Source organism: Flavobacterium luteum, from assembly GCF_008806775.1.
In the GTDB taxonomy this organism is placed as follows: Bacteria; Bacteroidota; Bacteroidia; order Flavobacteriales; family Flavobacteriaceae; genus Flavobacterium; species Flavobacterium luteum.
The window spans coordinates 48934-65668 of record NZ_WAEM01000011.1 but is presented as its reverse complement, the minus strand read 5'-3'; the positions used below and the strand labels follow the sequence as shown (position 1 = coordinate 65668).

Genomic DNA, 16735 nt, shown 5'->3' with positions numbered 1-16735 from the left:
TACCATTTCAACTAATTTTAATGCAATGGGGAAAATTATGGCAGAAATGATTTTGAACGGAAAGAAAAAGCAAATTGAAAATAGGTGCTCTTTAATTATAAGGAACTCGCTTTGATATATTTTATCAATGCTTAAACTGAAATAACCATATTTTTATTAAGCCTTTAAAGTTACGCACAGATAATTATCTTGATAATTTTTTAGATTAAAATACTTTGGGGAGCAATTTTATCTTTAAGAACGATCTCTAGATCATTAGTGCTAATTCTCCCTCCAGTAGCCACTTTTAAATGTTTATTGCTGCTTTCAATCTTTTCAATGTTGCATTTGTGAATTTGATTCCAACTTATATAAATTATGGAATACAAAATTACACTACCGATAAAAATGCAACACGCTCTGCTATTTCTAATATTATCTTTTTTGGCATAGTCAAATATACAAATTATTCCAGTAAATTAAAAGATTAAACGGTATAAATAATTCAATAATGAGACAAAATCGCATAGCAATTGAACCATTATTGTTAGGTTTGTTTTGAAAAACCGGACTATTTTTGTAAAAGTTTTAATCCCAAATAAAACAGTATTTAACCAATTGTATTTTAAATAGTATCAATCACCAACCAAAAAAACCAAAATTAGTATGAAAAAAATTACTTAGTTTTAAAGTAGTTGCAGAGCTGCTCCATAGCCTGTTCTTGATGTAGTTGTACGTCGATGTCCGTTTAAGGAAATCTTATACAACCGCCGGTACACAAACCAGAATTTTTCTGACTGGTACAAGCTCCATATGAAGTAGAATTTTATGAAGTTAACTCAAAAAAATAGTTGTCTTTATAGATTTTCTTACTTATTTAACAGATTTATTTTACATCCAGTAAGCAATTTTTATTTAATTGCTTTAATTCAAGTACCAAAAAAAAGCATAACAATCTGAAAAGTGGGAGTTACTTTATAAATAGCCACTTTTTTAAATTAACATTTAAATTAAATAGTATGAAAACAACAGTAAAAACAAAAAGAGTAAATACCCTTTTTGACTTTTTAAAAACCGCGCTCTTACCTTTAGAGCAAACGGTTGCTGCATTTTTTAGTAGCACAACCCAAACGGGACTTTCGTTGACACCTCGTGCCGAAACGTCTTACAACAATTCTAATGGCTCCAAAACGCCATTCACGCAATCGTTCTCGATGGTAGTAGTGCTGTTGAGTTTGTTATTTGTGGGTACGGTCTCAGCGCAAACTAATAATTATACTGGTGCAACTGGTGGCAATTGGAGCTTAGGCACAAACTGGTCTTTGGGAGTACCTACGAGTGCTCATGATGTTGTGATACCTGATGGTATTAATGTAACAGTAGATGTTAATGCAGTTTGTAATACATTTGCAATAGCATTAGGTACTGGTAATAATACAGTAAGTATAAGTGGTACCAATTCTTTAACAGTTACAGGTGCGGTTACCATAGGGCAGCCAAATACTACCACTACTTTACTTAAGAGTATAAATGTAGGTGCGGGAACATTAACTTGTGCGTCAATAACCTTACCACTTAGTAGTGGTGCTACTAGAGTTTGTGATGTAACAATTTCAACAGGAACCGTAACGGTTTCAGGAAATATAACAATGCCTGCACAAGCAGCAAGAAATATAATTAAATTTACAGGTGCTGGTTTGCTAAAAGTAGGAGGAACCATAAGCGGTACTCCTAATAGTGGTTCTATAGTTCCCTCTACTGGAACTGTTGAGTATTATGGCGATGGCACAGGAGGAACAACAGCCAATCAAACTATTGGTACTTATACCTATACTAATTTAAAAACATCAGGTAGTGGCACAAAAACACTTGCCGCTAACGCAACTGTAAATGGTATAGTAACGGTTAATGCAGGAACTACACTTGCTTTATCTACATTTACACTTGGTGGTACTGCAACAAGTCTTGCTCTACAATGTGGTGCAACAGCTGGTTCTGCTATAACTGGTACAGGTCTATTAACTCTAGTGGGCAATGTTGCCGTTGCAACTGCTGGCACTGGAACTAGTGGCGCTACAATAGCTACACCATTAGCTTTAGGAACAGCCACAAGAACTTTTACAGTAGCTAATGACGGAACTACCGCTGCAGACTTAACCATAAGTACTGTTATAAGTGGCACTGGTGGAATTATAAAAGACGGACTTGGTACAATGGATGTATCGGCAGCAAATACCTATTCTGGAACAACAACGGTAACTGCAGGAATTTTGAGAGCGTCTAATACAGTCCAAGCAAGTGTAGCAGGTGCTTTTGGAAATAGCGCAAGTGCAGCTAGTAATATTATTTTAAATGGGGGAACCATTCAATCTAATACAGCAACTTTTAGCAAAACGATTACGGTTGCAGTTACAAATTCTGGTCTTGATGGTTATGGTTCTGCACGAACTATTGCTGCACCTATTTCAATAGTTTCAGGTACAATTAACTTAAACATTGGCGGTACTTCTGTTGCTAGTGCAGAAGGTCAACAGTTGACTCTTTCAGGATTAATTTCGAATACAGCAGGTGCACTAAGTTTAACTAAAATAGGAACTAGCACCGCTATAATTTCGGCAGCTAATACGTATGGTGGTAATACTACCGTTTCCGGAGGAACACTAGAATATGGTATTGATGACGCAATAGCATCTGGTGCAGTTACTGTATCAGGAGGAACATTAGATTTGAAAACTTTTAGTGATACAGTTGGAGCCGTAACACTAACTAGTGGTGCTATTTCTGGAACTACAGGAGCATTAACAGCGACTTCATATGCAGTAGAAAGCGGTACTATTAGCAAAATACTTGCTGGTGCAGTAGCTTTAACAAAATCGAACTCAGGTACAGTTATTCTTTCAGGTAGTAATACCTATACAGGGTTAACTACTGTTTCCGCAGGAACACTAGAATATGGTGTTGATAACGCAATAGCATCTGGTGCAGTTACTGTGTCAGGAGGAACATTAGATATGAAGACTTTTAGTGACACGGTAGGAGCAGTAACACTAACTAGTGGTACTATTTCAGGAACTACAGGAGCATTAACAGCGACTTCTTATGCAGTAGAAAGCGGTACTATTAGCAAAATACTTGCAGGTACAGCTAATCTAACAAAAACGACCTCAGGTACAGTTACGCTTAGTGGAGCAAATACCTATACGGGTACAAATACCATCAGCGTAGGAACACTTAGTATAAATAGTACTACTGCTTTAGGTGCAGCGACAAATAACTTAACTATAGCCGTTTCAGCTGTTGCCAATGTTGATGCAAATGTAACTGTTGGTCAGCTTACTCTTGGTGGTGTTGTAGGGTCTAACGGAACATGGGGTTTTACAGGATCTGGTGCAACTAATATTGATGCAACTTACTTTACATCAACAGCAGGTGTTATTACTTCTTCTTATACCTTAACAACTCCTACGGTTACCGTAACTCCAATAGGAACGTATACGTATAACGGATCAAGTCAAGGACCAAATGCAGCTACAAATACTGGTACTGGAACTAGTTATACTTTTAGTTATGTGGGTGTAAGTGGAACAACTTATTCAGCGAGTGCCACGCGACCTAAAAACGCAGGAAGTTATACGGTAACTGCTACTGTAGCTGCAGATGCAGCATATGGTGTTGCCAGTTCAGTTGCTACACCATTTACAATTGGTACGGTAGCAATTGAAGTTACTGCCGCTTCAAACACAAAAACATTTGATAATTTTACAACTTCTGCTATAACACCTAGCATAACGTCCGGAGCATTGCAAGGATCTGATACTTCTGGTTTTACTCAAACGTATGATAACAAGAATGTTGGAACAAACAAAACATTAACTCCTACAGGAATTGTAAATGATGGTAATAGTGGGAATAACTATGTTGTTACCTTTGTTGCAAGTAATACAGGTGCGATTACTGCAAAAGCAGTAACAGTAACAGGGGCTACTACAGCTAATAAAGTTTATGATGGCAACAATGTTGCTATTGTAACAGGTGGCACTTTATCAGGTGTTATTTCTCCTAATGTTGTAACATTTAGTGGATCAGGAACTTATGCTAGTGTAAATGTAGGAACAGCATTGGCAATTACTTCTACCAGTACATTGGGTGGGGCAGACGCTGGGAATTATAGTTTAACCCAGCCAAGTTTGACTGCAAGAAACATTACTGCAATACCGTTAACTGTAACAGGAGCTTCAGCGGTTAATAGAAATTATGACAAAACCACAGTTGTCGCTGTTACAGGTGGTAGTTTAGTAGGAGTTATTTTATCAGAGGATGTAACCTTAACCCAGTCAGGAACTATTTCAACTACTGGTACTGGAGTAGCTAGGGCTGTTACCGCTACCTGCGCATTAGGTGGCACCGCTGCAGGTAATTACAGTTTAACGCAGCCTACAGGGTTAACGGTGACCATCTCGCCACGTCCTTTAACAATAACTGGCGCTACCGTTGCTACTAAAGCTTATAATGGTAACACAACAGCAATTGTAACAGGAGGTGTCTTAGTTGGAGTCATCTCAGGAGATACTACAACCTTAACAACCCAATCAGGAACGTTTTCATCTAAAGATGTTGGAACTTGGCCTGTCACTGCTACCTGTGCTATAGGTGGAGCTGGTAATGCGAATTATTCCTTGACGCAACCAACGTTGGCTAATGCTACGATTACTCCTGCAGTACTTACAATAGGAGGAACTAGCGCAAATAAAGTGTATGACGGTACAAGTACCGCCACCTTATCTACTGGAACTTTAAGTGGAGTGGTCGCTGGAGAAACTGTAAATTTAACTTTAATTGTAAATTATTACAATCTAGGAGTACCTACTAAAGCTGTTGGTAATGGCTATAGTGTAATTTCTACAAGTACAATTGCATCTGGAAACATTAATACTGATATAAACAATTATACTTTGACGCAGCCTACATTAACTGCAAGAAATATTACTGCAAAAGCGTTAACAATTACTGGCACTACAACAGTTGATAAAGTATACACTAAAACTAATACAGCAATCTTATCAGATGGAGTATTAAGTGGAGTAGTATCAGGTGACGTTGTTACTTTAACATTATCTGGAACTTATTCATCAGTAAATGCTGGAGGGCCTTACAACATAACATCAACAAGTACAATTTCTGGTGCTGATAATGCTAATTATACTTTGACTCAACCTACAGGGTTAACGCAAAGAAGTATTACTCCAGCCCCACTAACTATTGTTGGAGCTACTACAGCAGATAAAGCTTATAATGGTAACACAACTGCAGTTGTAACAGGGGGAACTTTGGTAGGACTTGTAAGTGGTGATAGTGTAACTTTAACTCAAGCTGGTATATTTCCTGGTAAAGATGTTGGAGGTCCGTTTACAATTACGCCAAACTTTAGTATTACTAATACCAACTATTCTTTAACACAGCCTGCGTTAAACAATGCTAGTATTACCCCTAAAGCACTAACCATATCAGGTAATAGTCAGAATAAAGTGTATGATGGTACAAGTACCGCTACCTTATCGGGAGCTACTGCTGGAGCTTTAGTAGGAGTGGTCGCAGGAGAAACTGTAAATTTAACTTTAATTTTAAACTATTACTCTGCTCCAGGTGTAACTGTTAGAAATGTTGGTAATGGTTACGCAGTAACGTCTACAAGTACAATTGCCTCTGGAAACATTAATACTGATGTAAACAATTATACTTTGACGCAGCCTACATTAACTGTAAGAAATATTACTAAAAAAGCACTAACAATTACTGGCACTACAACAGTAGACAAAGTTTACGATAGAACTAGTACAGCAATCTTAACAGATGGCGTATTAAATGGCGTAGTTTTAGGCGACGATGTTACTTTAGTATTATCGGGACGTTATGCATCATCAAATGCTGGTGGACCTTATATAATGACATCAACAAGTACAATTTTAGGAGCAGATATTGCTAATTATTCTGTGACTCAGCCTACTGATTTAACTCAAAGAAGTATATCTAAAGTTACACTTACTATTGATGGAGCAACTTCTATAGATAAACAATACGATGGTACCACAACTGCAGCAGCTACTGGCGGTAGTTTGGTGGGAGTTGTATCTGGTGATAATATAACTTTAACACAAGCTGGAATATATACAAATTCAGATAAAAATGTAGGAGGACCTTATCCTGTAACACCTAATTTTAGTATTGGTGGTACTGCAGCTATTAATTATGACTTGATACAAGTTTCTTCTTTGGCGGATTCTAGCATTACACCTAAACAACTAACAATAGTAGGTACTAGTCAGAATAAAATTTATGATGGTACAAGTATCGCTACCTTACAAGGAGATGGTGCTGGAACTTTAGCTGGAGTGGTTGCTGGAGAAACTGTAACTTTAAATTTAATTGTAAACTATTATTCAGCTCCAGGAGTAACTTCTAGAAATTTTTCTGAGATTGGTTTTAATCATCAAGTGATTTCTACAAGTACAATTTCATCTGGAGACATTAATACTGATATAAACAATTATACTTTAATTCAACCTACTTTGCCTACAAAAAGAATATTTAGAAGACCATTAACAATTCAAGGTGTTACAGCAAGTAATAAAGTTTATGATGGAACTACAACAGCACCAATAGATGTAAGTGGAGCATCCTTAGTCGTAGATCCAGTTGCGGGAATTGTACCTGGTGATGACGTTACATTCAATCCCGCAAGTGCAGCAACTGCATTTTTCGATACTAAAGATATTGGTATAGACAAACCACTTACAAGCTTCGTCTTCGTTTTAGAAGGAGCAGATTTTAATAACTATAGGTTATATAACCCTATTTTGACGGCATCAATTACCGAAAGAGCGATAACAATTACCGCAAATGACATTGCTAAATGTGGAGAATCTACCTATACCTTCACTGGTACAGAGTTTACAAGTGATTTTCCAGTTCCAGGAGATATTACAAGTGTAACGTTAACAAGTGCAGGAGCTGGTCTATTGGCAGGAGTTGGATCTTATCCTATTACAGTTTCAAATGCAGTTGGTCCAAGTGTCTCAAATTATACTTTTAGTTATGCACCTGGAACTTTAGTTGTTAATCCAATACCAACGGCAACTATGAGTAGTACTAGTTTAAATTGTTTAAGTCAATTAACACAAGTTACATTTACGGGTTCTAATGGTACTAGTATTGAAAATTACAAATTTTATTACACTATTGACGGAACTCCTTACACCGTTAGTACTTTACCCGGAAATAACACAGTTACAGTCAATGTTCCTAGTAATGCTGTCCGATCATTTGTCTATGTGTTAACTGATGTTGAGGATGTAAATACAAGTTGTTCAAAAGTAATTTCAGGAGCGTCTATTACTGTGGCAATAACTTTATGTACACAGTTAAGACCAATACAGTGTGGTAAAACAATGAATTTCATCACTGATGCTATTCAGGCAAGTCCAATAATTGGTGCTACAGAATATACTTTTGAAGTAACTAGAACTGACAATAATGTAGTTGACACAGTTGTTTGGCCAAACTATTACTTTTTCCCAGCTACTAAAATAAGTGGAGGATTAGTTTACGGCAAATCGTATTCTATAAAAGTAAAAGCTAAAATTGGGGGTGGTTATGGTGCTTATGGAAATACCTGTATCGTCACAGCGCCAGCTGAACCGCTTACAAACACATTAACTAAAGTTAGACCGATGCAGTGTGGTAAAACATTAAATTTCATCACTGATGCTATTCAGGCTAGTCCTGTATACTTAGCAACTCAATATGAGTTTGAAGTTACTGATGGTGTTACTACTATTGTTATACCTTCTAACACTTCTTGGTTTAGACTAAGTCAATTTCCAGGAGGAGGCGTTCTTAGCACGGCATATACCATAAGAGTTAGATCTAAAGGAGCTGCTACTGCATTTACAGCTTGGGGAGATCCTTGTGTAGTTTCAACTCCAATTGCTAGATTGTCAGAAGTGAATGATGTGTTTGAAGTAAAATCATTCCCAAATCCATTTGCATCACACTTTAATTTAGATATTGAGAGTTCAAGTGACGCTCAAGTAGAAATGAAAGTGTATGATATGATTGGACGTCAACTAGAAGTTCGCAAATCTTCAGTTTCAGAATTGAGTGTTCTAGAAATAGGAGGTAATTATCCATCAGGGGTATACAACTTAGTGGTATCTCAAGGAGATAAAGTAAAATCGATCCGAATGGTTAAAAGATAAGATCTAGTAACTTAAAAATTGAAACGTCTCATGAAAATTGAGGCGTTTTTTTTTGTTAAATATGTCTTGTCTTAAAATAGCGATTTCCCCAGTCCAATAAAGTACTGCAAAAAGAACATTTGAATAGTTTTGATTGGCACCATTTTCCCCAGAATTTGAAAGTTCTAGAGTTTTCGTTGAAGAATTAAGAGTAGCGGGGTCACCATCAATATCAATGAATTCCATTGTATTTCTTTGATTGTTGTTGGAGTAATTTGCAAGTTATAAATTAGTATTTCCAATTAATGTAAAGTCGCTTTTGATGTCATATATTTTTTGAGTTGGTGAGGCTGAGGAAGTTCTTTGAGAAAAGTTAACTTGCGGGGTTACCTGTGTTTGAGCTTTAACGTGAATAGTTACGAAAAAAAAATAGTATTGAAAATACTACATATATTATGTTGTTTTTAGTGGTTAAAAGACAGTTTTTTTTCAACTAGTAGGGTAGTTTTTTCCATAACGTTATCATTAATAATCGTTTTTTAATTAAGTTTTAGAAAAAATAAATTTGGGGCACAAACTCATTTCGTTTCACTTTTAAAATTATTTAATTATTTAAAAATAAACTGATTAAATACTTAAAAAATCGATTAAAGACATATAAATTTAATTTTTGTAAGCATATATATATATATACAAATAAAACGATTTAGTTTTAGTCAAAATAGTTTTTCGTGTTTTTGTATCGGGGTAATTCAGCACAGATTATAAAATTTGTTTGCAACTAAAAGAAGTCTCTATATTTCTGTAAAGGTTCTCTTAGCTTGAATTCTTCTTATAGATAGTTATTGACTCAAGAAATGGGCTCTATCTAACCCATTAGTGATGCACTGATATTGAGTTCAAGTATTTTTATAATAACGTGTTAATCATTTCTAGATACAAGATAAGGATCTGGTTAAAAATTTTGCTTTTCATTTTTTTGATATGCTTTTAGATTGATACAGCTTGAGATTTTGCTTGGCATTCGTTTATTAGAAAAGTGATCCAATCGTCTGCATTTAAATGAAAACCAAGTCATTAATTAAAATCTGAAGAAAAGACAATATAAAACCGACTTAGTTTAATAGAATGAATAATTTAGGCACAAGGCGTATTTTAGAAGTTTTTTGAAAACAAAAGGCCAGTCAAATGATAGCCTTTTTGCTTTTGCTCCCTCTGTTAGAGAAAGTTACAATTTTGACGCGATGATTGCCTAATCAAGCATCTTAAAATCAAGTAGATATATTTTAATTTAAAAATAATAAAGTTCAATACCCTCTTCAAATATAGTATTAGGCTACCCAACAATTCACAAAAACATAGTTTCTGCTTTTTGAAATAATTAAGGTTATTATTTTCTATTTTAAATTATGTGAAAGTTTTGTCTTGTTTTTGGGGAGCAATAAAGATCTATTTAAAGTTTCTTTTTTAGTATTATCATTATATTGATATTAGCTATTATTTTTTTATTAAAATTTTATTAAAAACTATTTATTTGCTTTGTACACATCTAAAACCCAAATGTTCCATAGATGAATCAGAAGAACTTTTCATTCTTGCAGAAACTCTATAACCGCTGCAATAGGATTCATTACACAAAAAAGAACCGCCACGCATAACTCTTTTAGGAACTAATGGCTCATCTGGATCAAAACTAATTGGTGGACCGTTTGGATTGATAGCAATTTTAATATTTTTGAAAGTGTCATAATAGGTATTATTGTAATTATCAGAACACCATTCCCAGACATTTCCTGCCATGTCATATAATCCATAGCCATTAGGGCTATACGTTTTTACTGGTGAAGCTCCATAATACCCGTCAATTGTATTGTTTTTATAAGGGAAACTTCCTTGCCAATAATTGCAATATGTTTTACTTTCATCCATTTTTTCATTTCCCCAAGTGTAAACAGAATTTTTTAAATTTCCTCTAGCCGCATACTCCCATTCCGCTTCCGTAGGTAAACGTTTTCCTGCCCATTTGCAATACGCATTGGCGTCATCCCAACTGATGTGAACTACGGGATAATTTTCTTTACCCACAATATCGCTTCCACTTCCTTTTGGATGTTTCCAATTAGCTCCATGATTCCATTGCCACCATTGGCTATAATCTTGCAAACTAACTTCCCCTTCCGAAGGAACAAAAACAAGCGAGGCGGCTTTTAAGGTTTCGGCATCTGGTTTTGGGGTTTGTGATGGTAATTGTTTTTTTAATTCTTCCCAATCAATATCTTTTTCGGCAGTCGTTATGTAACCCGTTTGAGTAACAAATTCTTTAAATTGCAAATTAGTTACTTCTGTTATATCCATATAAAAACCATCAACTTTTACAGTGTGTTTTGGAAATTCATCTTGACGTCCTTGATTGCTATCTGCACCCATGCTGAATTCCCCTGAAGGAATCCACACCATTTCGTCACGCCTTTTTGTTTGTACGGCATTAATAGGGACATCCTTTTTTACTATTGGTTGACTCAACCTATTTGGAATAGAAGCCGTACAGCAATTTTTTTTCGCCGAGGTGATTTTATTTGTTTTAGTCTGTCCATTAACAATAGTATTATTTAATAATAAAATCATTAAAATTGAGCATTTTAGAGCAAATTTCAAGCTCTTATTTTTAAAGTTTTTTGTCATTATTTATTTTCTTGAAATCATAAAAAAGGTTTTTTTTAATATGTTAAAAAACCCCCAAATATAACGTTAATTATTTATTTTTTTAAAACAATCCTTTTAATGCAGTATTTTTTAAACCAATTTTAGTAGCGTCAAAATTAAATTTATTTTGCAAAAGCGAGGCGTAAGCACTTCTAAAATCAATTTCATGTTTCAAATCAACATTATCTAAATCGGAAGGGTTTGGATTTTTACCTATTATTTCACCTTGATTATTTCCTCCGATAATGAACATTGGGGCAGCAATGTGCAAATTCCAGTCATATTGACCATCCAATTCCAATTAGTATCATTGTACCGTATTTAGAAATTATTAATCTACGTATTCTGTTTCATTGGCAAAATGAAACAGAATCACTATGTAAATGATACTTTTTGAATGATTGCAATTATTTTTTAATACGTTTATTTGTAACTAAATTGAAAAATCACAAAATGAAAAAATATATTCAACTAGTTATGCTCGGCAGTTTACTGATTTCTTCCTCTACCCATAGTCAAAAATTCTTGTATGAAAATGGACCATTGGTTTTGAAAGCCAATTCCTTGGAGGATGGTTTAGGACAATTTGTAACTGACGATTTGCCCAATGTCAACCCAAAAAACACTATCGTTCTAAAAGCAGATACCACCCCAATTACTAAGAAAATGTGGAACATTGCGCTACACGATGTGGAGCTCAATTTGATTACCAACGATTATGGCACTTACTTTGCTGCCGGACGACGTTACACCGACCGGGTTTATGTTCGTGATATTTCCTTTGCAGGAATTTTGGGTCTCAATGCCATTTATCCACAAGAGATGATGAAATCGCTTCGGGTTACAAGAGATGTGGTGGAGAAGATGGGTTATAAAGTTTCGACCAAAGAAGTGATCAAAGAGATTGATGCTCCTTGGGACGCTATCACGGATGACAAATTGCAAATAATGGCTCAGTTCAAAAGCAACAGCATCACCCGACGTACGGATGATGTGGTGTGGATCTGGGCTGTAGATGATTTGTTTAAAATCCATCCAGAAGTGGCAGATTGGCAATGGTTTTACACCAACGGGAAAAGTAATTTTGAAGCCCTTTATGCTCCTTGGTTCGATAAAACAGATGGTTTATACAGGTGTCAAAACACTTTTCAGGACATTCAATCCGATGGCTATCCAGAGGGTTATTCTCAAGCGGATTGTGTGTTGTTGAAAAGCACCTCCACGAATTGCTTGTACTATAAAGCGATGGTATCACTGGCTAATGCCGCTAAAAAATGCAATTTACCTGAAGAATCAAAAGCTTGGACTGCTAGAGCCAAAGCACTAAAAATGGCTATTCTAAAGGAATTGCGATTACCCGAGGGTACTTTTACGTATTATAAAGACAGGTACGGAAAAGTGATGCCTAACCAACACAATCTTGGGACTGCTTTTGCCGTACTTTTTGGAATTGTAGAAGGCAAAGCCGCCAAAAAAGCCATTGATAATTATCCGTCAAATCAATACGGAACTCCTTTAATTTATCCTTATTTGGGTGATGGAACGGGAGATCACAATGCCGCAGCTTGGCCCTTTTGCGATACATTCTTCTTGCAAGCCAAGGAAATTGCCGATGGTAAAGATTATACAGGATACAATGCCGCTTTACTTGCCCGAACCATGGGAACTAAGTTGTCTGATAAACGCGATAAAGAATGGGGTGGGTTTGGTTCGTTTCACGAAAAAGTACCATTGCCTTCCGGATTAATTTCTGGTTCAGGATCCCAGCTTTGGACATCGGCTGCCTTTATGAATGTTTGTTTGAGAGCCAATCTTGTTGAATTGAATACAAAAAAATAGCATGAAATTACCGATTCAATGCTACTTCATAGTATTCTTTTTTACCCTGTTTTCTTCTATTGCCGTTTCGCAAGTAGCCAAGACAGATACTACAACCAAGCCTAATATCGTCCTCATTCTGGTAGATGACATGGGCTATTCTGACATAGGATGCTATGGAGGAGAAATCAGCACGCCCAATATCGATAAATTGGCCAATCAAGGAATACGTTTCACCCAGATGCACAATACCTCCAAATGTTTTCCTTCGCGATCCTGTTTGTTGACAGGGGTTTATGCCCAGCAAAACGGGATGTCAGTTAATCCTGAACAATTTCAAAATTCTATTTCCTTGGGCGATTTAGTAAAGACAGTAGGTTATAGAACCCTACAATCTGGGAAGAATCATAGTAAAACCTCACTTTATGATTTTGGTTTTGATCGGGTTTACGAATTTTTTGGTGGTGCGACGAATCATTTCAATCCGGGCAAACAACGTCCTGGAGAACCAGAACCTATTTTTAAAGGAGGGCCTGATACATGGAATATTGATAACAAAGCCAACAAACCGTACAATACCGACAAGGATTTTTATTCCACTGATTATTTTACAAAAAATGCGATATCGTATTTAGAGGAATACAAAAATGACAATAAACCTTTTTTTCTGTATTTAGCCTATACCGCTCCACACGACCCATTAATGGCTTGGCCAGAAGATATAGCAAAATATAGAGGAAAATATTTAGCGGGTTATAAAGCGATTCGTGATTACAGATACCTGAAAATGAAGGCTTTAGGAATGGTAGATCCTGCGATGAAATTATCTGCTCAGACTTCTAAAGATTGGGATTCTCTAAATGATGAACAGAAAGATCAAGAAGATTTGAGGATGGCGATTTACGCAGCCATGATCGATCGCATCGATCAAAATATAGGGAAATTGATAGACAAACTAAAACAGACCGGAAAGTTGGATAATACCCTAATTCTATTCGCGTCTGATAATGGATGCAATGCTGAAAATGCAGAAGGGAATTTCGAAAAAAAGGGAAATAATGGCACCGGATTACCAGGAACAGTATCGTATTGGGCTTCCTTAAAAGAAGATTGGGCCAATGTGAGTAATACCCCTTACCGTTTGTTCAAAAACAACAGTTACGAGGGTGGAATTTGCACACCGTTTATTGCCTATTGGCCACATGTTATAAAAAAGCAAGGTGCAATAAACAATCAACCCCTGCATTTTGTCGATTTTATGGCGACATTCAAAGATATTACGGGTGCTAGGTATCCAACCCATTTTAGAAATCAATCCATCGTACCGATGCAAGGTGAAAGTTTCTTGCCTATATTAAAAGGCGGCATTGCCAAAGAACGAGAAAAACCAATTTTTTGGCAATGGGCCAAAGGCAAAGCAATACGGTTAGGAGACTGGAAAGCTGCAGCCAATAAAGAGGTTTGGGCTTTATATGATATGAAATTAGATAGAAATGAAACCAATGATCTTAAAGCTAATAAACCAGAAAAATTTAAGGAATTAGTTGATTTGTATAATGAATGGGCATTAAATAACGTTGTTGAAAATAATGAAGAAAAAAATAATAAAAAGATCAAAAAAAGTCTGAATAAAAATAGATAACCCAAACGCTTAAGTTGTAAATTTAAGGATAATAGTATTAAAAAATAATATGTTTAAAAAATGGACTTTTACTTCTTTACTAATTCTTTTATTAATAGTTCTTCTGATTGTATTTAGAGTTTTTATTGTAGATAATTATTCCTATCGAGACGCAAAATATTCTGAAATTGAACAGCATTCAATAGATTACGTTGGAGATCAATCTTGTAAAAAATGTCACGCAACTGAATTTAATGATTGGAAACACTCGGACCACTATATGTCGATGTTACCCCCAAATGATTCAACCGTAAAGGGTGATTTTAATAATGTGACTTTTACGGGAGACGGCGTAACAAGTCGATTTTTTAAAAAAGGTTCAAAATTCTATATCAATACAGAAGGCTATGATGGTAAAAATCATGACTTTGAAGTAAAATATATCTTTGGATATAAACCATTACAACAATATTTAGTTCAATTCCCCGGAGGACGTTTGCAAGTGCCAAGGTTGAGTTGGGACATAAATAAAAAAAAATGGTTCAACCAGTATCCAGGTCAAAAAATACCATCTCATGACTGGTTGCATTGGACCGGAAATGCCCAAAATTGGAATACGATGTGCGCTACTTGTCATTCAACAAACCTTCGTAAAAACTACGATATTAAAACAGATAGGTACAAAACCAGTTATTCCATCATCAATGTAAGTTGCGAAAGTTGCCACGGAGCAGGCAAGCTTCACGTAGATTATATGAACAGCGGTGATTACAAAACAGGAAATAAAGTGGTTGGAAGTTATTTAAAATTGAGTAAACATACCGGACAAACGGAACTTATTAATAGTTGTGCCCCCTGTCATGCCCGTATTTCTGAAATCAATGGCTCTCATATTGAAAGCAAGGAGATTATGGACAACTACATTCCCCAGATTCCAGATTCAGAGTTTTTTCATGAGGACGGTCAAGTAAAAGATGAAGATTATATATATACTTCTTTTTTGCAAAGCAAAATGTATTCAAAAGGTGTTTCCTGTATCAATTGTCATAATCCACACAGTACAAAATTAAAGTTGGCCGGAAATTTAACCTGTACTCAATGCCATTTGACCAATAAGTACGATGTGTCCTCCCATACCTTTCATCCTAAAGGCACACCAGCGGCACAGTGTGTCAATTGCCACATGCCCGGAAAAGTGTTTATGGGCAATGATTTGCGACACGATCACGGTTTTAGGGTGCCAAGACCTGATTTATCTGTAAAATATGGAACCCCTAACGCTTGTAGCAATTGCCACAAAGATAAATCAGAGAAAGTTTTGGCCAGTGCTATAATTAAGTGGTATGGTCCTAAAAGGAAATATCATTTTGCCGAGGATTTAATACCCGGAAGCCGTTTGGATGCGAATAGTGAAATGCATCTCCAAAAGCTTATTGACAATAAATTTGTACCTAAAATTATTAAAGCAACCGCCACTTTTTATCTGGGTTCCATACAAACCCAAACCAGTTTAAATACACTTCTGGCAAGATTACCCAGTAAAGAAGCCCAGATTAGGTACCGAACATTAAAAAGTTTAGCTTCCTTTCCTGCCGAAAATTGGATTAACCCCGTTGGGCCTTTACTTTCAGATAAAGTAAGAGCCGTCCGGATTGCAGCAGCCGATTTGTACATAACAATCCCTAAAGAACAAATTCCAGCACAATATGCAAAACCTTTTTTTACTTCTCAAATGGAATTGGAAAAATCACTTAAATATCAAACTGATTTTTCGACAGGGAACGTAATGTTGGCCGATTATTATTTGAAATTAAAGGATTACGCCAATGCAGAAAAATTTTATTTGCGAGGCTTGAAAAAAGACAGTAACATGAATTATGCCTTACTGAATTTATCAGCTACTTATAATGCACAAGGAAAAAATACAAAAGCCTTGAAAGTACTTGATTTAGCTATAAAAAACGACCCTAATAACGAACGTATTTACTACAATAAGGCATTGCTCTATAATGAAATAAACAATTTGAAAGAAGCCGAAAAATCATTTACAAAAGCGGTGGAATTAAAATCAATGAATCCTAAAGTGTATTACAATTACGGGTTATTGTTGAATAAAATTAATAAACATAAAGAGGCAGAAACTGTTTTACTTAAAGGGATTAATATTAACACCTCTGATCCCGAACTGTATTATGCTCTCGCTTATGTCTATTTAAGAATGAATATTACTTCAAAAGCCTTAGAAGTAGCTATAAAGCTGAAACAAATGGATCCAGACAATCCCAATTATCAGCAACTTTTTCAAAGTTTAGGAATTTTGAAATGAAATAGAGAAAACCAATAAAACAATACCATTATTAGTGCCAAATCAAATTTATAA

General features: G+C 35.7%; 7 protein-coding genes. 4 read left to right on the top strand and 3 right to left on the bottom strand.

The features are described from left to right. Positions 1 to 998 precede the first annotated feature (998 nt). Positions 999 to 8234 carry a YDG domain-containing protein gene (locus F6464_RS13750; protein WP_151108529.1) on the top strand — a complete coding sequence of 2412 codons (7236 nt, stop codon included), beginning with the start codon at positions 999 to 1001 and terminating at the stop codon, positions 8232 to 8234. A 3-nt stretch (positions 8235 to 8237) separates the two neighbouring features. Here the strand turns inward: F6464_RS13750 and F6464_RS13745 are convergent, their stop codons facing one another. The 3 genes from F6464_RS13745 to F6464_RS13735 all read right to left on the bottom strand — a co-directional run bounded on the left by F6464_RS13745 (position 8238) and on the right by F6464_RS13735 (position 11217). Further along, entirely contained in the window at positions 8238 to 8459 is a 222-nt protein-coding gene (locus F6464_RS13745; protein WP_151108528.1) for a hypothetical protein, read from the bottom strand. Between the two features lie 1284 nt (positions 8460 to 9743). Next, the gene (locus tag F6464_RS13740) at positions 9744 to 10838 is read right to left on the bottom strand and encodes a formylglycine-generating enzyme family protein (RefSeq protein WP_151108527.1); all 1095 of its coding nucleotides are present in this window, start codon (positions 10836 to 10838) and stop codon (positions 9744 to 9746) included. Positions 10839 to 10977: 139 nt separating this feature from the next. After that, a complete protein-coding gene (locus F6464_RS13735) occupies positions 10978 to 11217 on the bottom strand; it encodes a hypothetical protein (protein ID WP_191963395.1) in 240 nt (79 codons plus the stop codon). Positions 11218 to 11369: 152 nt separating this feature from the next. Between F6464_RS13735 and F6464_RS13730 the strand changes: the two genes are divergently transcribed. The 3 genes from F6464_RS13730 to F6464_RS13720 are packed head-to-tail and all read left to right on the top strand — an operon-like array spanning position 11370 to position 16681. Next, positions 11370 to 12755, top strand: a complete 1386-nt coding sequence (locus F6464_RS13730) for a hypothetical protein (protein ID WP_151108526.1) — start codon at positions 11370 to 11372, stop codon at positions 12753 to 12755. A gap of 1 nt (position 12756) precedes the next feature. After that, positions 12757 to 14376, top strand: coding sequence for an arylsulfatase (locus F6464_RS13725; protein ID WP_151108525.1), 1620 nt, complete (start codon positions 12757 to 12759; stop codon positions 14374 to 14376). Positions 14377 to 14425: 49 nt separating this feature from the next. Continuing rightward, a complete protein-coding gene (locus F6464_RS13720) occupies positions 14426 to 16681 on the top strand; it encodes a tetratricopeptide repeat protein (RefSeq protein WP_225318096.1) in 2256 nt (751 codons plus the stop codon). The last annotated feature ends 54 nt before the right edge of the window (positions 16682 to 16735 follow it).

What these genes read in the sequence shown, in the direction of transcription:
- F6464_RS13730 (WP_151108526.1), top strand. Translation starts at nt 11,370, where the DNA reads ATGAAAAAATATATTCAACTAGTTATGCTCGGCAGTTTACTGATTTCT.
- F6464_RS13750 (WP_151108529.1), top strand. Translation starts at nt 999, where the DNA reads ATGAAAACAACAGTAAAAACAAAAAGAGTAAATACCCTTTTTGACTTT.
- F6464_RS13745 (WP_151108528.1), bottom strand. Translation starts at nt 8,459, where the DNA reads ATGGAATTCATTGATATTGATGGTGACCCCGCTACTCTTAATTCTTCA.
- F6464_RS13725 (WP_151108525.1), top strand. Translation starts at nt 12,757, where the DNA reads ATGAAATTACCGATTCAATGCTACTTCATAGTATTCTTTTTTACCCTG.
- F6464_RS13740 (WP_151108527.1), bottom strand. Translation starts at nt 10,838, where the DNA reads ATGATTTTATTATTAAATAATACTATTGTTAATGGACAGACTAAAACA.
- F6464_RS13720 (WP_225318096.1), top strand. Translation starts at nt 14,426, where the DNA reads ATGTTTAAAAAATGGACTTTTACTTCTTTACTAATTCTTTTATTAATA.